Annotated in this window: 17 protein-coding genes; 13 read left to right on the top strand and 4 right to left on the bottom strand. The window is 57.5% G+C overall.

Annotated elements, in window-relative coordinates; translation table 11 throughout:
- The first annotated feature begins 2 nt into the window (after window positions 1-2).
- Complete coding sequence (hutH, locus tag JYG33_RS12575) at window positions 3-1,538, top strand: histidine ammonia-lyase (RefSeq protein WP_207872557.1); 1,536 nt, start codon at window positions 3-5, stop codon at window positions 1,536-1,538.
- A 325-nt stretch (window positions 1,539-1,863) separates the two neighbouring features.
- Window positions 1,864-2,166 carry a DNA-binding transcriptional regulator gene (locus JYG33_RS12570; RefSeq protein ID WP_035269706.1) on the top strand — a complete coding sequence of 101 codons (303 nt, stop codon included), beginning with the start codon at window positions 1,864-1,866 and terminating at the stop codon, window positions 2,164-2,166.
- Between the two features lie 11 nt (window positions 2,167-2,177).
- On the opposite strand, the gene JYG33_RS12565 is transcribed toward JYG33_RS12570, so the two are convergent.
- The 3 genes from JYG33_RS12565 to JYG33_RS12555 are packed head-to-tail and all read right to left on the bottom strand — an operon-like array spanning window position 2,178 to window position 5,435.
- Window positions 2,178-3,599: a formimidoylglutamate deiminase gene (locus tag JYG33_RS12565; protein WP_207872556.1), complete on the bottom strand. Its 1,422-nt coding sequence runs from the start codon at window positions 3,597-3,599 to the stop codon at window positions 2,178-2,180.
- On the bottom strand, window positions 3,596-4,825 hold the full coding sequence (gene hutI / locus JYG33_RS12560) for an imidazolonepropionase (protein WP_207875848.1): 1,230 nt from the start codon (window positions 4,823-4,825) through the stop codon (window positions 3,596-3,598). Before hutI ends, JYG33_RS12565 begins: the two co-directional genes overlap by 4 nt.
- 4 nt (window positions 4,826-4,829) lie before the next feature.
- Window positions 4,830-5,435, bottom strand: a complete 606-nt coding sequence (locus tag JYG33_RS12555) for a HutD family protein (protein WP_207872555.1) — start codon at window positions 5,433-5,435, stop codon at window positions 4,830-4,832.
- 296 nt (window positions 5,436-5,731) lie between these two features.
- On the opposite strand from JYG33_RS12555, the gene JYG33_RS12550 reads away from it, so the two are divergent.
- The 11 genes from JYG33_RS12550 to rpoH all read left to right on the top strand — a co-directional run bounded on the left by JYG33_RS12550 (window position 5,732) and on the right by rpoH (window position 17,981).
- Window positions 5,732-6,928, top strand: a complete 1,197-nt coding sequence (locus JYG33_RS12550; RefSeq protein WP_207872554.1) for a PLP-dependent aminotransferase family protein — start codon at window positions 5,732-5,734, stop codon at window positions 6,926-6,928.
- A 210-nt stretch (window positions 6,929-7,138) separates the two neighbouring features.
- A complete protein-coding gene (ubiA, locus tag JYG33_RS12545) occupies window positions 7,139-8,083 on the top strand; it encodes a 4-hydroxybenzoate octaprenyltransferase (RefSeq protein ID WP_207872553.1) in 945 nt (314 codons plus the stop codon).
- A gap of 43 nt (window positions 8,084-8,126) precedes the next feature.
- Window positions 8,127-9,386: a putative Na+/H+ antiporter gene (locus JYG33_RS12540; protein WP_207872552.1), complete on the top strand. Its 1,260-nt coding sequence runs from the start codon at window positions 8,127-8,129 to the stop codon at window positions 9,384-9,386.
- A 264-nt stretch (window positions 9,387-9,650) separates the two neighbouring features.
- Window positions 9,651-9,854: a zinc ribbon domain-containing protein gene (locus JYG33_RS12535; RefSeq protein ID WP_347708952.1), complete on the top strand. Its 204-nt coding sequence runs from the start codon at window positions 9,651-9,653 to the stop codon at window positions 9,852-9,854.
- Window positions 9,855-9,865: 11 nt separating this feature from the next.
- The gene (locus tag JYG33_RS12530) at window positions 9,866-10,525 is read left to right on the top strand and encodes a DUF502 domain-containing protein (protein WP_189392817.1); all 660 of its coding nucleotides are present in this window, start codon (window positions 9,866-9,868) and stop codon (window positions 10,523-10,525) included.
- A 42-nt stretch (window positions 10,526-10,567) separates the two neighbouring features.
- Entirely contained in the window at window positions 10,568-12,355 is a 1,788-nt protein-coding gene (aspS, locus tag JYG33_RS12525; RefSeq protein ID WP_207872550.1) for an aspartate--tRNA ligase, read from the top strand.
- Window positions 12,356-12,373: 18 nt separating this feature from the next.
- Entirely contained in the window at window positions 12,374-13,225 is an 852-nt protein-coding gene (locus JYG33_RS12520; RefSeq protein ID WP_207872549.1) for an endonuclease/exonuclease/phosphatase family protein, read from the top strand.
- Between the two features lie 47 nt (window positions 13,226-13,272).
- A complete protein-coding gene (gene clsB, locus JYG33_RS12515) occupies window positions 13,273-14,514 on the top strand; it encodes a cardiolipin synthase ClsB (RefSeq protein ID WP_207872548.1) in 1,242 nt (413 codons plus the stop codon).
- A 152-nt stretch (window positions 14,515-14,666) separates the two neighbouring features.
- Entirely contained in the window at window positions 14,667-15,773 is a 1,107-nt protein-coding gene (locus JYG33_RS12510; protein ID WP_207872547.1) for an S-(hydroxymethyl)glutathione dehydrogenase/class III alcohol dehydrogenase, read from the top strand.
- 130 nt (window positions 15,774-15,903) lie between these two features.
- Window positions 15,904-16,797 carry an S-formylglutathione hydrolase gene (gene fghA / locus JYG33_RS12505; protein WP_207872546.1) on the top strand — a complete coding sequence of 298 codons (894 nt, stop codon included), beginning with the start codon at window positions 15,904-15,906 and terminating at the stop codon, window positions 16,795-16,797.
- Window positions 16,798-17,084: 287 nt separating this feature from the next.
- Entirely contained in the window at window positions 17,085-17,981 is an 897-nt protein-coding gene (gene rpoH, locus JYG33_RS12500) for an RNA polymerase sigma factor RpoH (protein WP_207872545.1), read from the top strand.
- Window positions 17,982-18,233: 252 nt separating this feature from the next.
- Here the strand turns inward: rpoH and JYG33_RS12495 are convergent, their stop codons facing one another.
- Window positions 18,234-20,285, bottom strand: coding sequence for a TonB-dependent copper receptor (locus JYG33_RS12495; RefSeq protein ID WP_207872544.1), 2,052 nt, complete (start codon window positions 20,283-20,285; stop codon window positions 18,234-18,236).
- Window positions 20,286-20,368 lie beyond the last annotated feature (83 nt).

The following is a 20,368-nucleotide window of genomic DNA, read 5'->3' as shown; positions in this document are numbered from 1 at the left end:
TGATGAGCAAGAGTATCGAGCTTTCTCCCGGCGCACTGACTTTGGCACAGCTACGCCAGATCTGGCAGGAACCGGCTGTTCTGACTCTGCCGCCCGAGGCGATTGGGGCGATGGATGCGTCTTCGGCCATTGTCGCCAAGATCATCCGTGAAGGTAATCCGGCCTATGGCATCAATACCGGCTTTGGCAAGCTGGCCCAGCAACGCATTCCTGATCACGATCTGGAGCAACTGCAAAAGAACCTGATTCTGTCGCACTCCGTGGGTGTGGGCGAGCCGGTTTCCGATGCGGTGGCACGGCTGATCATGGCCATGAAGATTGCCAGTCTGGCGCGGGGCTTTTCGGGCATACGCTCGCATGTGGTCACGACTTTGCTGGATATTTTGAATGCCGGTGTGGTGCCGTTCATTCCGTCCAAGGGGTCGGTGGGAGCCTCGGGGGATCTGGCACCTTTGTCGCACATGACGCTGACGCTGATCGGGGAAGGGCAAGCCAAGTGGCAGGGTGAATGGATGCCTGCCCAGCAGGCTTTGGCCAAGGCGGGTATCACCCCGATTGTGCTGGCGGCCAAAGAAGGGCTGGCGCTGATCAATGGCACGCAAGTGTCTACAGCCCTGGCGCTGAACGGCCTGTTCCGCACCCAGACCTTGTTCCGCAATGCGATTCTGGCCGGCGCCTTGAGTGTGGACGCCGCCAAAGGCAGTGATGCGCCTTTTGATGCGCGTATCCATGAGGTACGTGGACAGCCAGGGCAGATTTACGCCGCACGCCTGTATCGGGAGTTGTTGGCAGGCAGCCAGATTCGTCAGTCGCATCGCGATAACGACAACAAGGTGCAGGACCCGTACAGCTTGCGTTGCCAGCCCCAGGTCATGGGTGCAATTCAGGATCTGATCACGCAAAACGAACGTACCTTGCTGACCGAAGCCAATGCCGTTACGGATAACCCCTTGGTGTTCCCTGGTCAGAACGGCGAGCCAGATCAGGTGATCTCCGGCGGTAACTTCCATGCCGAGCCAGTGGCGTTCGCTGCCGATGGTTTGGCTCTGGCGATTGCGGAAATTGGTGCATTAGCAGAGCGCCGAGTGGCCTTGCTGATCGACGCCAGTATTTCCGGCTTGCCTCCGTTTCTGGTCCCGTCCGCAGGTTTGAACTCGGGCTTCATGATTGCCCATGTGACGGCGGCGGCGTTGGCCTCGGAGAACAAGTCGCTGGCACATCCAGCCAGTGTGGATAGCTTGCCGACGTCGGCTAACCAGGAAGATCACGTCAGCATGGCGACCTTTGCGGCGCGCAGGCTGGAAGACATGGCGCAGAACACAGCCGCGATTGTGGCCATTGAGTTGCTGTGCGCGGCACAGGGTATTGATTTCCATGCGCCTCTGCTGACCTCGGCGCGTTTGAAGAAGGTGCAGGACGCGATTCGTCAGGCCGTGCCTTTCTACGATCAAGACCGTTATCTGGCTCCCGATATCGAGGCCCTGAAAGCCCTGGTGCTGGATGAAAGTCTGGCGGCGACGGCGGCTGATCTGTTCTAGTTTTCATGAAGTACTGCTGATTGTTTTTGTCTCCACGAACTTGTCCCTGGCCTGGATCACCAAGCCGGGGATTTTTTTGCTTCACGGCGACACCACAATCAAGATGGATATAAAGCTCACAAGTCACATGGCTGTGGCGATGGGTATGCGCTATGTTCATAACGAGGCGTGGGATGCGGCTGAGCGGGTGGCGAGTCGGCTCTTCCACGGCGAGAGATTGATAAGTATGCCCGATACGGGTATATTTTGGAGGTCGATATGACGCGCGTTCTCAAGCGCAAAGACTTTGCACGATGGCAGGCTGATGTGTTATTGGAGGTGCATTGTGAGCAAGATCATCGAATCGCTACGCGGCGACCTGGCGGCGCTCCAGGAGGCAGGAGCGATCGGCAAGGTGACGATGCGTGAGTTTGACGCGATTTGTCCGCCGCCAGTTCGGGAGTTCGATGCAGCCGACATCAAGCGGCTGCGGGAAGGCTTGAAGTTCAGCCAGCCGGTATTTGCGCTTTATTTGCATACCACGGCATCGACCATACGCAAGTGGGAGCAAGGTGAAACCCATCCTACCGGCCCGGCGCTCAAGCTGCTGAACATCATTGCCGACAAGGGCTTACAGGCCATTATCTGATTTTTTTGTCTCTAAGCCTTGTTCAGTAGACTACTCAATGCTTGTTGATAAGCCGCAAATGCCGCTTCTTCCTGCGGATGATGGCCATCCCTGATGCAGGCTTTCCCGCTGACGAATACATCCCGAATCGGGCTGGCCTGGGCGCGTTCCGCAAAGACCAGAGCAGAGAGCCAGTGCTGGCTATCCAGCCCCGCCAGACTGGGGTGTTCCAGATCAATCACCATTAAATCCGCCTGATAGCCGGGGCTGAGTTGCCCGCTGGCTCGCCCGGATGCCTGTGCGCCACCGCGTGCGCAGGTATCAAACAAGTAATCCGCCACAAAAGGTTGTTTGGACGAAGCCAGCACATTGCGTTGCTGGCTGAGCAATCGTTGACCATATTCCAGCAAGCGCAGTTCAGCGCGCCAGTCCACGCAGATATGGCTGTCCGAACCTATGCCTATGCGTCCTTGTTCAGCCAGAAAGGGGGCGGCCGGGAACAGGCCATCGCCCAGATTTGCTTCGGTTGTCAGACACAAGCCCGCCACTGCGCCGCTACGGGCAATTTGCTGGCGCTCCTGCTCGTTGATATGGGTCGCGTGAACTAGGCTCCAGCGTTCGTCCACATTGAAGTTGTCATACAGATAGGCCACCGGGCGGCTGCCTTTGATATTTTGGCAAGCCAGGACTTCGACCATTTGTTCGGCAATGTGAATATGAATAGGGTGGCGCGAGGGCAGGCTGTGCAGGCCGTCGATCAGAGTATTGATGGCGCCTACGTTGGCGGCGCGCAGGGAGTGGGGCGCAACACCGTAACGCCGGTCAGCATTCAAGGGATGGCTGCTGTGTAAGGATTCAAGCAAGTACAGCAACTGCGTGGGGCTGTTCAGAAAGCGCTGTTGATCCTGACGCGGTGCTTTGCTGCCGAAGTCGCTGTATTGGTACAGCACGGGCAGCATAGTGATCGCCAGTCCGCTGGAACTGGCGGCATCCAGCACGCCTTGAGCCAGCAGGCCAATCGGGTCGTAGTTCTGGCCATCGCGCTGGTGATGCAGATAGTGGAATTCGCACACGCTGGTGTAGCCCGCTTTCAGCATCTGTATATAAAGCCATTGAGCGATAGCGTACATATGCTCAGGCTCCAGTCGGGCGGCAAAGCGGTACATCAGGTCGCGCCAGCTCCAGAAACTGTCCTGGCCCTGTCCCCGGAATTCAGTCAGCCCAGCCATGGCGCTTTGGAATGCGTGTGAATGCAGATTAGGCATGCCGGGCAGCACGGCGCCTTGTGTTCTGTGGACGCGGCCTGCTGCGTCTATCGCCTGCTGGTTGGCACCGGGCAGAACGTCTGTCAGCGTGCCCTGCGGATCCCAGCGCAGCAGCACATTGGCCTGCCACTGGCCGTCCAGATAGGCCCAGGGGGCCCAGAGTGCGTCATGTTGCTGGGGGATGCTCATGATGATTCCTTACGCAGATCACGGCTGATGCTGCCTTGGTACACGACCAGGGCACAGCGCGGCAGGCCCAGCCAGTAAACCAGTTCGGGCAGGGACTCGATGTCCCAGGCGACGAAGTCGGCGCGTGCGCCTATGGTCAGCTCACCGCTAATGTCCGGGGCGCCCAGGGCTTGGGCGGCGTGACGGGTCACCCCCGCCAGCGCTTCGGGTACGGTCAGTTTGAATAGCGTGCTGCCCATGTTCAGCATCAGCAGCAGGGACGCACAGGGGGAGGTGCCGGGGTTGCTGTCGGTGGACAGGGCCATGGGCACTCCGTGTTTGCGCAGTAGTTCAATTGGGGGGAGCTGGGTTTCACGCAGGAAGTAGTACGCGCCGGGCAGCAGGACGGCGACGGTTCCGGCCTTCTTCATGGCGATGATGCCTGCTTCATCCAGATACTCAAGATGGTCGGTAGACAGGGCGTGGTAGCGTGCCGCCATTTCCGTGCCGCCCAGGTTGGAAAGCTGCTCGGCGTGCATTTTGACGGGTAGGCCCAGCGCTTGGGCTGCTTTCAGGACACGCTCGGACTGCTTCAAATCAAAGGCGATACGCTCGCAAAAGACGTCAACGGCATCGATCAGCTCTTCTTGCGCCAGCGTGGGCAGCATGTGATCACAGACCAGATCCAGATAGGCATCGGTTTGCCCGGCAAATTCGGGGGGCAGGGCATGGGCACCTAAAAAGGTGGTGCGCACCGTGACCGGGCGCAACTCACCCAGACGACGGGCCACGCGCAGCATCTTGCGCTCGCTCTCCAGGTTCAGGCCATAGCCGGATTTGATTTCAATTGCGGTGACGCCTTCATCCAGCAAGGCATCCAGACGGCGCAGGGCCTGGGCCAGCAGCTCGTCTTCGCTCAATGATCGGGTGGCTTTGACTGAAGAGACAATGCCGCCACCCTGGCGGGCGATTTCTTCATAGGAGGCACCCGCCAGCCGCAGGGCAAATTCCTGAGCGCGGTTATCACCGTAAACCAGATGGGTGTGGCAGTCGATCAGGCCGGGGGTGACCCAGCGATTTCCCAGTTTGTGCTCTTGTGCAGGCTGCTGCCATTGGGCAGGCAAGGCGTGACGTGGACCCAGCCAGGCGATGCGGCCTGCCTGTTCGACCAGACAAGCATCCTCAATGACCTGTTCAGGGTCGGCGCTGGGGGCCAGGCGTAAATCAGTCCAGAGTGTGTAGCTCATCATTTCATTCCGTGGGGGCGATATAGGCGTAGACCAGTACGGCATCGGCACAGTCTGCCTTAAGTTCCAGAGGCAGGGGGCTTGGTGTGCTCCCCGTCAGGGCTTGCCCGGCGGCCAGGGTCCAGTTGTACGTGCCGGACTGGATGCGGTAGCCGCCTTGCGGTGCATAAAGAAAGTGCGTGCCAGCGGCCAGTGTTTCGGGAGCGCTTCGCCCTTGCCAGGCTTGCAAGCACCCTTGGGCGCGCCCTCGGCGCAGCATCAGGTTCAAATCCCGAGTCGGGCCTTGTGGTAACAAACAAGCCATCTTGTCCTCGCCCGCAAAGCGGTAGGGCTGGAACGGGTGCAGTACATGAACTTGTTCTTCGTGTATCAAGGGCATGCTGTCGCCTTCGATCAGCATGATGTGGCGGTCTATGCCCGGAAAGCGGGAAAAATCGCCGGGGGTCCGGACTTGGGCCAGGCTGATACGCCAGTCAAAGTTCTCGTATCCCGCCTTGGCCGGATAGCACAGCACTTCACGTGTGGTGCCGCCACCATTTTTCCAGGGCTGCTCGGGCAGGCTGCTGATGTTCAGCAGGCGAAGCAAAGTGGCAGGGTGGGGCTGGCTCATGGCGGCATGGCTCCGGGCGGATTTTTAATTGTATATACAATAGCGGAGTATAGACAAAGCGCGACGATTGCCTGGAAGGGCAGGCCGTTTTTTCAGGGTAAATCCCGAGCACAAACCCTTGGGCTACTTGCGCTGCAAGCCGCTTGGTGGCAAGGTATACGCTAATAAACCCGAGTCATAATTCATTCAAAGGTGCAGGATGCCTGGTTTTTTCGGCATCCTGCGTTATTTATTGCAAGCTATAAAAGTTTGCATATGAAGTATTTAATCGTTCTTCTTCAGGACTTCCCCGAATCATGGATACCCTCTCGCAGTCTTTTACCTTTTCCCAACGTGCCCAGAAACTGAGTGGCTCCGCAATTCGTGAAATTCTCAAGGTCACTGCGCGTCCCGAGATTATTTCCTTTGCGGGCGGTCTGCCTACTCCAGTCGGCTTTCCTGTCGAGGAAATGCAAAGTGCGTTCAACAAGGTACTGAGCGAGCAGGGTCGTGTGGCGCTGCAATACACCACCACCGAAGGCTACTTGCCCTTGCGTCAGTGGTTGGCCGAGCAGATGAGCGCCGAAGGTGCCGCTGTCCACGCCGACGAAATCCTGCTGGTGAACGGTTCGCAGCAAGCCCTGGACATGCTGGGTAAGCTGTTCATCGACGAAGGCAGCAAGGTGCTGGTTGAATCGCCAACCTACCTGGGCGCTTTGCAGGCCTTGTCCGTCTACGATCCTTCCTTTGTGGCTATCCCTACCGACGGTCAGGGCATGATTCCTGAATACGTGTCTGCCCCTGAAGCGATGGGTGCCCGTCTGCTGTACGCACTGCCCAACTTCCAGAACCCTACCGGCCTGCGCCTGCCTTTGGAGCGTCGTCAGGATCTGGTGGAGCGATGTGCGGCTGCGCATATCCCTATCGTCGAGGACGATCCTTACGGTGAACTGCGTTACGCGGGCGAGCGTCTGCCTAGCCTGCTGTCCTTGGGCCGCAAGGCGGGTGCTACGGTTATCCGTCTGGGCACTTTCTCCAAGGTTCTGGCTCCCGGCCTGCGTCTGGGTTACATCGTGGCGCCCGCCAAGATCATCGACAAACTGGTGCAGATCAAGCAGGCCACGGACTTGCACACCTCCACACTGACGCAGATGGCTGTTTACGAAGCCGTACATAACGGTTTCCTGGACAAGCACCTGCCCAAAGTGCGTGATATTTACCAAAAACAGTGCGCCATCATGCTGGATGCGATGGATCAGCACTTCCCGGATACGGCTCAGTGGACTCGCCCCGAAGGCGGCATGTTCATTTGGGTGACCTTGCCCGAGCATGTGAATGCCACGGCCCTGCTGCAAAAAGCCATTGAAAATCTGGTGGCCTTTGTTCCTGGCGAGCCTTTCTACGCTGGTGACGACGTTCAGCGCAACACCTTGCGCCTGAGCTTTGCGACGGTGCCCGAGGAAAAAATTCGCGAAGGCATCGCCATCTTGGGTAAACTCATCAAAGAAGCCTGATGGCTGTTTGGCAGGCAATGGGCGCAGACTGACTGGTCTGCGCTTTTCATGCGCTGGCTTGGCCAGCGCTGTGGTTTTCAGAGCCGACCAAGCCAGCGCCTCTTGCTCCAAGAGCATGAACAGGTTCCAGGAATCCACTGCATACCCTCTGCCAGAGGGTATGCCTGTTTTCAGTCTATGGCCTGACGCCTGGATTTAGGTTTTACCTCTATGACATCTCCCTCCGCTTCGGAATCTTCCCCGCGTCCTGATCTGTCTGATATGCGCCCCAACAATGATTGGGTGGCCCGCTATCTGCCTGCTTCCTGGGGACCTTATGCGCGCTTGTGCCGCCTGGACCGTCCCGTAGGCACCTGGTTGACCTTGCTGCCTGCCTTGGCGGCCCTGGTGCAGGCGGCGGACGGCATCCCCACTTTATGGCGGATCGTGATTTTTTCGCTGGGCGCCTTGTTGATGCGTGGTATTGGCTGCTGCTTTAACGATATGGCGGACCGCAATTTCGACCACCAGGTCGAGCGCACCCGCTTTCGACCGCTGACCAGCGGGCAGCTCACCATGCGCAAGGCCGTGATCTTCGTGCTGGCGCAGATGGCCGTGTGTGCCTTGCTGCTGCTGGCGATCAATGAGTACAGCCGCTGGCTGGCATTGGCCCTGTTCCCCGTTGTAATGATCTACCCCCTGTGCAAGCGTTTCACCTACTGGCCGCAAGTGGTCCTGGGTATCTGCTTTAACTGGGGCATGTTGATGGCCTGGTCCGACACGCAGAATGTGGTGCCTTTTGGCGCCATTCTGATGTGGGTGGGCGCGATTCTATGGCAGGTGGGCTATGACTCCATCTATGCCTATATCGATGTGGCTGACGATACCAAGCTGGGCCTGCACTCCACGGCCCTGCGTTTCCGCGAGGCAGGCAAAACCTGGATCAGCGGTTTTTACATAGCCGCCATGGCCTGCTGGCTGGTGGGCGGTTTTCTGCTTAACGAGCGGATTCTGTATTACGTGGTGATGGCCGTCATTGGCATGCATCTGCTGTGGCAGATGCGGCATTTTGATGTGCGCTATCCCGAACGAGGCTTGCGCCTTTTCCGTGCCAACATCTGGGTTGGTGTTTTGCTGGTGGTGGCCGCTTTGGCAGGCACCATCAGTCTGGCTTGATACGCATTCAAGCAATTTACGTAAAGCTATAAAGGTTTGAAGAATGGCCTCTCCTCTTGAGTACGTTGCAACGGCGCTGTTTGCCATTGCCATCGTCCACACCTTCTCGGTTCCGGTGTTTGCACGTTTGGCTAATAAAGGCGGCAGCCATGCCGGGTTGTGGCACATGTTGTCCGAGGTCGAGGCCGTGTTTGGCGTCTGGGCCTGTGTGCTGGTGGCCTATATGGCCGTTTTTGTGGATCTGAAATCAGCGATTGAATACCTGGAAGGGCGCAACTTTACCGAACCCATGTTCGTGTTCGCGATCATGGTGGTTGCCGCCAGCCGTCCTATTCTTGAGCTGGTGAACAAGACGGTATCGGTCCTGGCACGTGCTTTGCCCATGCCGGACAAGATTTCCACCTATCTGATTACCATGTCAGTCGTGCCCTTGGCCGGTTCTTTGATTACCGAACCTGCTGCCATGACCCTGGCCGCCTTGTTGCTGCGCAAAGCCTACTTCCGTCATCAGGGCCATGCCGGTTTCAAGTACCTGACTGTGGGCGTGCTGTTTGTGAACGTGTCCATTGGCGGTGTGCTGACGGCCTATGCGGCACCGCCCGTGCTGATGGTAGCCAGCACGTTTGGTTGGGATACCGCTTACATGTCCACTCATTTCGGCTGGCGGGCTGTTCTGGCCGTTGTGATCAATGCCAGTCTGGTGACACTGATTTGCCGTAAAGCCTTGCTGGAAATGGGGCAGGGCATGCCCGAAGAAAAACAGGCTCAACGTGCAGTGCCGATTACCGTCATGGCGATTCATGTGGCCTTTCTTGTGGCGATTGTGCTGGGTGCGCATCACCCCATCGTATTCATGGCCTTGTTAATGCTGTTTATTGGCTATGCCCACTCTTACAAGCATTACCAGAACCCGCTGCTGGTGCGTGAAGGCCTGATGGTTGGTTTCTTCCTGGCCGGTCTGGTGGTGCTGGGCGGCCTGCAAAAATGGTGGCTGCAGGATCTGCTGGGTGGTTTGTCGCCCACCGTGCTGTTCTGGGGTGCAACGGCCCTGACAGCGGTGACCGACAATGCGGCACTGACCTATCTGGGTTCGCTGGTGGAAGGCACCTCGGATATCTGGCGCTACATGCTGGTGGCTGGTGCTGTTACCGGCGGTGGCCTGACCGTGATTGCCAATGCGCCTAACCCCGCTGGCTTCTCCATTCTGAAAGGCAGTTTCCCGGACGGTGCGATTTCGCCCTTGCGTTTGTTGATGAGTGCCGCTGTGCCGACCCTGGTCGCCGCCTGCCTGTTTTTGATCTGAACCGGATGGCCGCCATAGGCGGCCTGTCTGGCTGGGGCGAAGTTCAGTGCGATTGAACGCCAAAAGGGCTAAAATCACGGCAGAAGCGCCCCTGGGAACCCTTTGAAGGTTCCGCTTGAGCGGGTCTCCGGCTTGAAATTGGCTGGTTTCGACCCTACTTATTGATATCTCGAAGTTTGTTTCGGCTTTTTGTTAGGATGAGTCGTGCCTATCTATGCGTATAAATGCAGCTCGTGCCAATACGAAAAAGATGTGCTGCAAAAAATGTCGGACCCGGTTTTAGAGGTCTGTCCAGAATGTAAACAGCCTACCTTTACCAAACAGGTAACGGCGGCTGGATTCCAGCTCAAGGGTACGGGCTGGTATGTAACGGATTTTCGTAATCAGGGTGGCAGCAAGTCTGCGGATAGTGGCTCTACGTCCACGCCCGCACCTTCGACGACACCTTCGTCCTCATCATCCAGCTAAGACCACTTCTTATGCGCCCCTTCAAGCGTTATTTCGTCACTGGCCTGCTCATCTGGGTGCCCCTGGTCATCACCGTATGGGTGATGACCTTGCTGATCGAAACGCTGGAGAGCGTGGTGCCGGAGTTTCTGTCCTCGCAGGCCCTGTTTGGCCTGCGGATTCCCGGCTTTAGAATTGTGCTGGTGCTGGCGGTCTTGTTTGGAACGGGTTTGCTGGCGGCCAATTACCTGGGCCGCGCAGTGGTGGATCGTTGGGAATTGCTACTTGGGCGTATTCCTTTGGTGCGTTCCATTTATAATTCGGTCAAGCAAGTCAGTGATACGGTGTTGGCACCCGATGGTCAGGCGTTTCGCGAGGCCGTCCTGGTGCAGTATCCCCGGGCCGGTTCCTGGACCATTGCCTTTTTGACTGGTACGCCGGGCGGACAAGTGGCGCAGATATTGGGAGACGATTTTGTCAGCGTCTACGTGCCCACCACGCCCAACCCGACTTCCGGTTTTTTCCTGATGATGCCTCGGGCTGATGTACACAAGCTCGACATGACAGTGGATGCGGCGCTTAAATACATCGTATCCATGGGAGTGGTTGGCCCTACCGAGCCGATCGCTTTACCCCCTGTTTCTGACCAGCCGGAAGGGCCCGATGGGGCACCCCCCTTGGCTGGAACCTGAATTTTCCAATTTGCAGTTTTTACTATTTCGGAGTCATCCTAGATGCGTACGTGTTATACCGGCGAGGTTTCCAAAGAATACCTGGGCCAGACGGTCAATTTGTTTGGCTGGGTACATCGTCGCCGCGACCACGGGGGTGTGATTTTCATTGATCTGCGCGACCGTGAGGGTCTGGCGCAGGTTGTCGTCAACCCCGACAACGTGCAGGCCTTTGAAGTGGCCGAACGTATCCGTAATGAGTACTGCTTGCGCATTACCGGCCGCGTTCAGGCTCGTCCTGAAGGCACGGTTAATCCTGATCTGCGCTCGGGCGAGATCGAAATCGTTTGCGACGAAATCGAAATCCTGAACGCTTCGGTCACGCCTGCTTTCCAGTTGGATGATGACAATCTGTCCGAAACCACGCGTCTGACGCACCGTGTTCTGGATTTGCGCCGTCCGCAAATGCAGAACAACCTGATGCTGCGCTACAAAGTGGCCATGCAGTCCCGTCGTTATCTGGACGACCTGGGTTTCATCGATATTGAAACCCCCATGTTGACCAAGAGCACCCCTGAAGGCGCTCGCGACTACCTGGTGCCCTCGCGTGTGAACGCAGGCGAATTCTTCGCGCTGCCCCAGTCGCCCCAGTTGTTCAAGCAAATGCTGATGGTGTCCGGCTTTGACCGTTACTACCAGATCACCAAGTGCTTCCGCGACGAAGACTTGCGCGCTGACCGTCAGCCAGAATTCACCCAGATCGACTGCGAAACCTCCTTCTTGAACGAAGAGCAGATTCGCGAGATCTTTGAAGGCATGGTCACGCACATTTTCCGTACCGTGCAAAACGTGGAACTGCCTAAATTCCCCACCATGAGCTGGACTGAAGCCATGCAGCGCTACGGTTCGGACAAGCCTGACCTGCGCGTCAAGCTGGAGTTCGTGGACGTGGCTGACCTGATGCGTGAAGTGGACTTCAAGGTTTTCTCCGCACCGGCCAACGATCCTTCCTGCCGCGTGGTGGCCTTGCGTGTTCCCGGTGGTGGCGCCATGCCCCGCAGCGAAATCGACGCCTACACCAAGTTCGTGGGTATCTACGGTGCCAAGGGTCTGGCGTACATCAAGGTCAACGATGTCACCTCGATTCCTGAAGGCCTGCAGTCGCCTATCGTCAAGAACATCAACGTCGAGGTTCTGAAGCAGGTCATGGAGCGCACCGGCGCCCAGAATGGCGACCTGATTTTCTTCGGTGCTGACAAAGCCAAGATCGTGAACGACGCCATTGGTGCTCTGCGCATCAAAATTGGTCACAGCGAATTCGGTAAAGAAAACGGTCTGGTCGAGCAAGGCTGGAAACCCCTGTGGGTCGTGGACTTCCCGATGTTCGAGTACGACGAAGGCGAAAACCGTTACTTTGCGGCTCACCATCCGTTCACCAGCCCCAAAGATGGCCACGAAGACCTGCTGGAAACAGATCCCGGCAAAGCCTTCGCCAAGGCGTACGACATGGTGCTGAACGGTTGGGAAGTGGGTGGCGGTTCGGTCCGTATTCACCGTGCCGACGTTCAAAGCAAAGTGTTCAATGCTCTGAACATTGGTCCTGAAGAAGCACAACTGAAGTTCGGCTTCCTGCTGGATGCGCTGCAATACGGTGCGCCTCCTCACGGTGGTCTGGCTATGGGCCTGGATCGTCTGGTCACCTTGATGGCCGGTGCCGATTCGATCCGTGACGTGATTGCTTTCCCCAAGACACAGCGTGCTCAGTGTTTGCTGACCCAGGCCCCATCGGCTGTGGATGAGCAGCAACTGCGCGAGTTGCACATTCGTCTGCGGGCTGTTGAAAACAAGTAAGTCAGATCGGGGGACAGCGTGTCAGTGATTCGGGTAGTTAGCTACAACATTCACAAAGGCCGCTCGGCTTCGGGCAAACGGGAGTCTTTGGCAGATCTGCGCCTGGGACTTTACGGACTGTCCCCTGACTTGTTGTTCTTGCAGGAAGTGCAGGGGCGTAACCAGCTACAAGGTAGTCTGGACGCCCAGCACGAATCCCTGGCCGCTGCCTTGCGCATGAATACGGCCTACGGGTGCAACGTGGTTCGTCCTCATACGGACCACGGCAACGCGCTCTTGTCGCGTTTCCCCATCTTGCAGTACGAAAACCAGGATATTTCCGACCACCGTATGGAGCAGCGCGGTTTGCTCCATGCCGTTGTGGATGTCGGTGGCCGTCCGGTGCATTGCATTGTGGTCCATCTGGGCTTGTTCAATGGCGGGCGGGTTCGTCAGGTTCAGGCTTTGCTCGATCGCATCAAGCGTATTGTCCCGGCGGATGAACCTTTGCTGATCGCAGGCGACTTCAACGACTGGAACAACCGGCTGGCGCCGATCTTTGTGCAGCAATTGAATCTGTACGAAGTGTTTTCTTTCTCGCCTCGTGGTCAGGCTGACAAGCGGTTCCGCTTGCGCCAACCCATTCAGTGGCTGCGCACCATGCGTAAAAGCGGTTTGGTGGTGCCGGATCAAGGTATCCAGCTTGGCGTGAATGGGGCGGCACGCATGACGCCACCACCACGCACCTTCCCGGCAGCGTTCCCCTGGTTGCGTCTGGATCGTGTCTATCAGCGTGGTTTCGCGGTGCGTAATGCCCGTGTGCTGGTGGGCGAGCCCTGGAAGCAGCTCTCTGACCACGCCCCTATTTTGACTGAGCTGGAGCTGCCCTAAAGGGGCTTTGCCGTTCAGTGGTTTCTTAACGCATGGGCCTAGCAAGCATGCCAAGTCTGAAGCGCGATCCACTTTGGCACGAAGGTAATCACATTACCTTGCTGCAAAACGGCCAGGAGTTCTTTCCGGCTATTTGCGAGGCTATCGATCAGGCCCAAAAGCGCCTGCATCTGGAAACCTATATCTTCAATCTGGATGACAGCGGCCACAGCGTTTTGGACGCCTTGCGGCGGGCCTGTGAGCGCGGTGTGCGCGTGCGTGTGGTGATCGATGGTTTTGGCAGCGATGTCCATGCCTTGCAGATTGCCGAGCAATTAAAGGCAATGCGCGCCCGCTACCGGATTTATCGCCCCAAGCCACAAGGCTGGCGTGAGCCGCGCCTGTCCTTGCGTCGTCTGCGCAGATTGCATCGAAAGATGCTGGTGGTCGATGAGCGCATTGGCTTTGTCGGTGGCATCAATATTCTGGATGATTTTGATGATGTGCCCTTGATCAACGGGCAGGGCAGGCCGCGCTTTGATTTCGCCGTGCGCTGTGAAGGCCCGATTGTGGATGATATGGTGCGTGCGCAGCAGGCCTTGTGGCTGCGCATGGCCTGGCGCAGACGCAAGGACTGGGACAGTTTCACGCAGCGCTTTACCACCTGGCGCGAATGGCGCAAGCGACGTCAGGCTCGCAAGAAGGCGGAGCAGGCTGGTCAGGTGTTTGACGGGATACGGGCCAGTTTGTTGCTGCGGGATAATGTGCGGCATCGCCAGCAAATTGAGCAGGCGTATCTGCAATTGCTGTGCAAGGCGCAAGAGCAAGTCATCCTGGCCAATGCCTATTTCTTTCCTGGTCGTACATTGCGACGGCGTATTGAACAGGCCGCCGAGCGTGGTGTGCGAGTGCGCTTGCTATTGCAAGGCCATGCCGAGTATTTCCTGCAATATCGGGCCTGTAGATTCATGTATGGCCAGTTGCTGGATCATGGCATTGAGCTGTACGAGTACAAGGCCAGTTATTTGCATGCCAAAGTCGCTGTCATTGATGATTATGCGATGGTGGGTTCGTCCAACCTGGACCCGTTCAGCCTGCTGTTGGCGCGTGAGGCCAATGTCCTGATTCAGGACGCGCCTTTTACGCAAAACCTGCAGTCCAGGCTGGAGTACGAAATCGAGCACAATGCCGCGCGGGTTTACCAGGAGCAGTACCAGCGTCTGGGCCTGTTTAGCCGGATGGGCGATTATCTGGCCTATGGTATGTTGCGCCTGGGCGTGCTGTTAACAGGTAAATCGTCTCTGTATTGAGGCTTGTCGGGCCGTTTGCGCGGGCCTTTATCCATACAAGGTGCCGACAGCCGGGCAGAGCCTTATAAAATACTCTCTATACTTTAAGAGTTTGGTCCCGAAGGACCGAGTTTGCCGTAACCATAATTACTTTTACCCGGAGGGTGGACCACATGAAAACACGTGCAGCAGTTGCCTGGAAAGCGGGCGCTCCGCTAACGATTGAAGAGGTCGATCTGGCAGGTCCCCAAGCGGGCGAAGTGCTGGTCGAGATCAAGGCGACGGGCATTTGCCATACCGATTACTACACCCTGTCTGGCGCTGACCCGGAAGGTTTGTTCCCTGCCATCCTGGGCCATGAAGGCGCAGGCGTGGTGCTGGATGTGGGCGCGGGGGTCACCAGCCTGCGTCCCGGGGATCACGTGATCCCTCTGTACACGCCCGAGTGTCGCCAGTGCAAATCCTGCCTGTCGCGCAAGACTAACCTGTGTACGGCGATTCGCTCTACCCAGGGCAAGGGCCTGATGCCTGATGGCACCTCGCGTTTCTCCATCGGCGGCAAGCCTGTGCACCATTACATGGGCACATCGACTTTCGCCAACCACATCGTGGTACCAGAAATTGCCTTGGCCAAGATTCGTAACGACGCGCCGTTCGACAAGGTGTGCTACATCGGCTGTGGCGTCACTACAGGTTTGGGCGCCGTGCTGTTCACCGCCAAAGTGGAAGCAGGCGCTAACGTCGTGGTGTTCGGTCTGGGCGGTATCGGCCTGAACGTGATCCAGGGTGCCAAGATGGTTGGCGCTGGCAAGATCATTGGCGTGGATATCAACCCTGAGCGCGAAGCCATGGCTCGCCAATTTGGCATGACCGACTTTGTGAACCCCAATGAAGTTGAAAACGTGGTCGACCACATTATTCAACTGACAGACGGCGGTGCGGATTACTCCTTTGAATGTATCGGCAACACCAAGGTGATGCGTCAGGCGCTGGAGTGCTGCCACCGTGGTTGGGGCCAGTCCATCATTATTGGTGTGGCTGAAGCCGGTGCAGAAATCTCCACTCGTCCATTCCAGTTGGTGACCGGCCGCGAATGGAAGGGCTCCGCCTTTGGTGGCGCTCGTGGTCGTACCGACGTACCGACAATTGTGGATTGGTACATGGACGGCAAGATCAATATCGACGATCTGATCACCCACACTCTGCCGCTGGAACGCATTAACGAAGGTTTCGACCTGATGAATGCCGGTAAATCCATCCGTTCGGTGGTGATGTACTAATAGAAGTCGCTTGAAGAGGGGGCAGGCACTAGCCTGTGCCCTTTATCCCGGCCTCAGAGATCGTGTGTGCAGCCTTTGGGCGTGTCACCCGACCTGGGGCCGGATCTGCAATTGAGAATACGAGGGGGCTATGACTCAGACACTGGAACTGCTCAACGAACACCGCTGTTTTGATGGTTGGCAGCGCTACTACCAACACGCTTCGCAGACAATTGGCCTGCCCATGCGTTTTTCTGTGTATATGCCGCCGCAATTACAGGCCAGCGCCCAGAAGGGTGCCGCCAGCCTGGCAGACGCCATCGGCCAAGGCCGTGTGCCTGTGCTGTTTTTCCTGGCAGGCCTGACCTGCACCGAAGAAACCTTCATGATCAAGGCCGGTGCCCAGCGTTATGCTGCCGAGCACGGCATCATGCTGGTCACCCCCGACACCAGCCCGCGTGGCGCCGGTGTAGAAGGGGAGGACGAGGGTTGGGATCTGGGAACCGGTGCCGGCTTCTATCTGGATGCGACCCAAGCTGGCTGGAGTAAGAACTACCGCATGGAAAGCTATGTGACCCAGGAGCTGTTTGATCTGGTCACCACCATCCTGCCGGGCGATGCTAGCCGCGCAGGCATTTTTGGTCATTCCATGGGTGGCCACGGTGCCTTGACGCTGGCTCTGCGCCATCCCGGCAAGTACCGCTCCGTGTCGGCCTTTGCTCCCATTGCGGCGCCAACACGCTGCCCCTGGGGCGAAAAAGCCTTTGGTGCCTACTTGGGTCAGGATCGCCAGGATTGGGAACAGCACGACGCCAGTGCCTTGATGGCCAAGACCAGCACGCCGTATCCCGCCGGTATTTTGGTCGATCAGGGTTTGAACGATGGTTTTCTGGCCGAACAACTGTATCCGGAAGTATTCGAGCAGGCGTGCGAGCAGGCCAAACAGCCTTTGACCCTGCGTCGTCACGAAGGCTATGACCACGGCTACTACTTCATCTCGACCTTCATTCAGGACCATCTGAATTTCCACGCCGAGCGACTGTGATCGCTGGATAAATAAGGTCGCACTTTGTTATTTTTCGGTGGGCAAGAAGGCGTTACGCTCAGTCAACCACAGTTTTTTGCCTGTTTGTGGTGTTCTGCCCACCGATTTGCTGCAGTTTTCCCTCCAGTAGTGAACTTTTTCTTGCTGCGACACTCTTATTCCTGTATTCGAAATTTTTAGCACTCCAGAGCATCGAGTGCTAAACTCAATGATTGTTGAAATACGTTTTGTACGGTTTGAGGGCCTTGTTTTTGTGCTCTCGCCGGCTGACTTTTGAAGGATTTTCCATGACACAACAAGCGAACGCTTTGGCCCTGACGTCTGGTAATGATCTGGTCGCCGCCGTGTCTAATCCAGGCGCACTGGGGACGATCGAAGCGTACATTTCTGCTGTTAACCGCCTGCCCATGCTCAGCGCTGAACGCGAAACCGAGCTGGGTCAGCGCCTGCGCGACCAGGATGACCTGGACGCTGCACGAGAACTGATTTTGTCGCACCTGCGTCTGGTGGTTTCCATTGCCCGCCAGTACCTGGGTTATGGCTTGCCTCACGCCGACCTGATTCAGGAAGGTAATGTGGGCCTGATGAAGGCCGTGAAACGCTTTGACCCCGATCGCGGTGTGCGTCTGGTGTCCTTTGCCGTTCACTGGATCAAGGCCGAAATCCACGAATATGTCGTGCGCAACTGGCGCATGGTGAAAGTGGCGACCACCAAGGCCCAACGCAAGCTGTTTTTCAATCTGCGTCGCATGCGTCCAGATGGTCAAACGCTGGATACTGCTCAGGTTGACGCCATTGCGCGTGAACTGGACGTACGCCCGCAGGATGTCAGCGAAATGGAAGTACGTCTGTCCGGTCACGATATGGCTCTGGAAGCCCCGGCCAACGACGACGATGAACATTTCGCACCTATTTCCTACCTGTCCGATGAAGGACACGAGGAGCCGACACGCGTGCTGGAGCGCCGTGCTCAGGACATGCTGGAAGGCAGCGGCCTGGAAGAAGCTATCGATACGCTGGACGAGCGTTCGCAGCGCATTGTGCGCGCCCGCTGGTTGCAGGACGATGGCGGTGCCACTTTGCACGATCTGGCCGCCGAATTTGGCGTGTCGGCAGAGCGTATCCGTCAGATCGAAGTGGCTGCATTCAAGAAGCTGCGCGTCGCTTTGGCTGGCGTGGTTTAAGTCGTTTTAAAGAGTTACAACTTTTCGGGGAATCCGAAGAACTTAAGCTGATTTTCGCGGACTAAACAATACATTTGCTGATTTTTGCCACCTATGCAATTCGGCATTTGCGCATCCGCTTCGGCTTCTCCTCTTCCCCTCCCTTTTGAAGCGGATGTTTATGGGACACCAGCTAGGTGTCCCTTTTTTTTGCCCTGAAATTTCCTGCTTATTGGGCCGTCGGGCCGCAAAGGCCCGAACAGCGCACAAGGATCAGAAGGACAAGGCCGCACGCAACCAGACGGTACGACCAGGGTCGTTAAAGCGCGTGGCAGCTCCAAACCCAAAACCACTGTTCCCGGCCAGATTCAGGTGTTCGCCGTAAGTTTTGTCGAACAGATTATCTACGCCCGCAGTCAGGGACAGATTACGGTTGATTTTGTAGCCCCCATACAGCGACAAGGTACTGAATCCACCCGTAGGCCCGAAGTCATAGCCCACCACATTCCCTTGCCCTTGTGCGTAGCGAGTTTGCTTGGCCACAATGCGCCAGACACCGCCTGCGGACCAGGGGCCTTGCACATAGTCCGCCGTCAGGCGCAGATCCAGCGGTGGCATTTGCGGCAGAGCACGGCCATCCGTGCTGTTGCGCCCCCAGGCATAGGCCAGGCTGCTGCCCAGCGTCCAGTTCGCGTTGGCTTTCCAATCCGCTCCTAATTCACCGCCCATAATGCGGGCGTTGACGTTGCGGGCCTGGGTTTTGGTGCCCATCATGCCGCCGGGCAGGTAATCAAACAGAATGTAGTCCTGAATCTGGCCGATATAGGCGGAAGCCCAGGCCGAGACCGTCTCGCCCTTGTATTGCGCCCCGATGTCGAGCTGCGTCGTCTTTTCAGGTTGAATCCCCAGGAAGGCACTGCCGCTGCCTTGTGGGCCGCTGGCAGGTGAAATCATTTCCCAGTAGTCTGGCATGCGCTGTACATGACCAACACCGGCATACAGGCTCAAGGGCAGGGATTCCAGGTCATGCTCAAGACGCAGGAAGGCGCTGGGCAGGGTTTCCTTGCGGCGTTCATTGGCGCCAGGGTTGGGTTTGCTCATCATGCCGCTACCCAGTGTGGGGCGCAGATCGCGGGCGCTGGCCCAGTCCAGGCGTGCCCCACCAATCAGGCGGCTGGAATCATTCAGATCCCAACGGGCCTCGGTGAAGATGCCGATATTGTCGAATTCCGCGTCTTTTACCCAATCCTGATCGCGGTAATCCTGCATCCCCATCCCGCTGCGTTTGCGATGGCGGCTGCGCATGGCATCCGCACCGGTGGTTAGCGTCAGGTCCTCGCTCAGCGCCCAGTCCATGCTGAAGCGGCCGCCCCAGGTCAGGCGGTCCACATTGGAGGCCATGGGCATGGACATGCCGCCACCGGGTTTGAAGGGACGCAACTCGTAGTTATCCATCACGTGGTCGGCGTAGTTGTAATAGAGCTGAGCTTCTACATTACGCAGCACGCCTTCGTGCATGTCTTTCTTGAAACGCAGACCCAGGGTTTCACGCTTGAATTTCGTGCCGTCCATGCCACGACCGGCGTAACGGGCATAGCCGTCGCCTGTTCCGGCACTTAATTCCAGCAAAGTGTCGGCATCGGGAGTCAGGCCAATCGCTACATCCGTATTCCATTTTTTCCAGCGCGAGGGGACACGTTCTCCGTCACCATCCTTATAGTCCTGTGCGCGATCCTGATTGGCGGTCAGGCGGGCATAGTAGGAGGCATTGCCAGCAGCAAAGTCCACATTCCCCGCGTGACGGCCCGCCGAACCGCCCAGAATACTGGCGTCCAAGGTGGCATCTTTTTCTGTGAAACCGGGCGCTTTACGCTCGAACCGTACTGTTCCGGCAGAGGCACCGGGACCCCAGCGTACGCTTTGTGGGCCTTTGATAATGGTCAGTTCATCAAAGGACTGGGGTGAAATGTAGGAGCTAGGGGCGTCCATCCGCGAGGGGCAGGCACCGGGCATGGAACTACCGTTGGTCAGCACGGCCAGACGTGAGCCGAACATGCCGCGCAGTACGGGGTCGCCATTGCTGCCGCCATTACGGATGGCTGCAAAGCCGGGGATGGTTTTCAAATAATCCGTGCCGTCGCTGGCGGGTAGGGGCAGGCGGGGCAGTTTGGGGTTGGTGCTGAACTGCAAGGGGGATTCAGGCGCAACACCTGTCACCACAATGGGGCTGAGCTGTTCAATTACCGTGGCTTGGGCCAGTACGGCGGTGGGTACGCAGGCCAGAACACCTGCGCTGATCAGGCCGGGGGTCAACAATTTCTTCATGACTAAATTCCGTAGGGCGACCATCGTCCAGCGGCAAGCCCGCTTGGTCGATAGCAGCAAAAGGTGGAGGGCGTAGCGGCAGG

This window comes from Alcaligenes sp. SORT26 (assembly GCF_017377875.1).
Classification (GTDB): Bacteria; Pseudomonadota; Gammaproteobacteria; order Burkholderiales; family Burkholderiaceae_B; genus Alcaligenes; species Alcaligenes parafaecalis.
Note: the sequence above shows the minus strand (reverse complement) of the source record. Positions and strands in the feature narration are given on the sequence as shown.

Excerpts from the sequence above, each read along its gene's own strand:
- JYG33_RS12495 (WP_207872544.1), bottom strand. The coding sequence starts at position 20,285 with ATGAAGAAATTGTTGACCCCCGGCCTGATCAGCGCAGGTGTTCTGGCC.
- JYG33_RS12550 (WP_207872554.1), top strand. The coding sequence starts at position 5,732 with ATGGATACCCTCTCGCAGTCTTTTACCTTTTCCCAACGTGCCCAGAAA.
- hutH (WP_207872557.1), top strand. The coding sequence starts at position 3 with ATGAGCAAGAGTATCGAGCTTTCTCCCGGCGCACTGACTTTGGCACAG.
- JYG33_RS12555 (WP_207872555.1), bottom strand. The coding sequence starts at position 5,435 with ATGAGCCAGCCCCACCCTGCCACTTTGCTTCGCCTGCTGAACATCAGC.
- JYG33_RS12510 (WP_207872547.1), top strand. The coding sequence starts at position 14,667 with ATGAAAACACGTGCAGCAGTTGCCTGGAAAGCGGGCGCTCCGCTAACG.
- fghA (WP_207872546.1), top strand. The coding sequence starts at position 15,904 with ATGACTCAGACACTGGAACTGCTCAACGAACACCGCTGTTTTGATGGT.
- ubiA (WP_207872553.1), top strand. The coding sequence starts at position 7,139 with ATGACATCTCCCTCCGCTTCGGAATCTTCCCCGCGTCCTGATCTGTCT.
- JYG33_RS12540 (WP_207872552.1), top strand. The coding sequence starts at position 8,127 with ATGGCCTCTCCTCTTGAGTACGTTGCAACGGCGCTGTTTGCCATTGCC.
- hutI (WP_207875848.1), bottom strand. The coding sequence starts at position 4,825 with ATGAGCTACACACTCTGGACTGATTTACGCCTGGCCCCCAGCGCCGAC.
- aspS (WP_207872550.1), top strand. The coding sequence starts at position 10,568 with ATGCGTACGTGTTATACCGGCGAGGTTTCCAAAGAATACCTGGGCCAG.
- JYG33_RS12530 (WP_189392817.1), top strand. The coding sequence starts at position 9,866 with ATGCGCCCCTTCAAGCGTTATTTCGTCACTGGCCTGCTCATCTGGGTG.
- rpoH (WP_207872545.1), top strand. The coding sequence starts at position 17,085 with ATGACACAACAAGCGAACGCTTTGGCCCTGACGTCTGGTAATGATCTG.
- JYG33_RS12565 (WP_207872556.1), bottom strand. The coding sequence starts at position 3,599 with ATGAGCATCCCCCAGCAACATGACGCACTCTGGGCCCCCTGGGCCTAT.
- JYG33_RS12535 (WP_347708952.1), top strand. The coding sequence starts at position 9,651 with ATGTCGGACCCGGTTTTAGAGGTCTGTCCAGAATGTAAACAGCCTACC.
- clsB (WP_207872548.1), top strand. The coding sequence starts at position 13,273 with ATGCCAAGTCTGAAGCGCGATCCACTTTGGCACGAAGGTAATCACATT.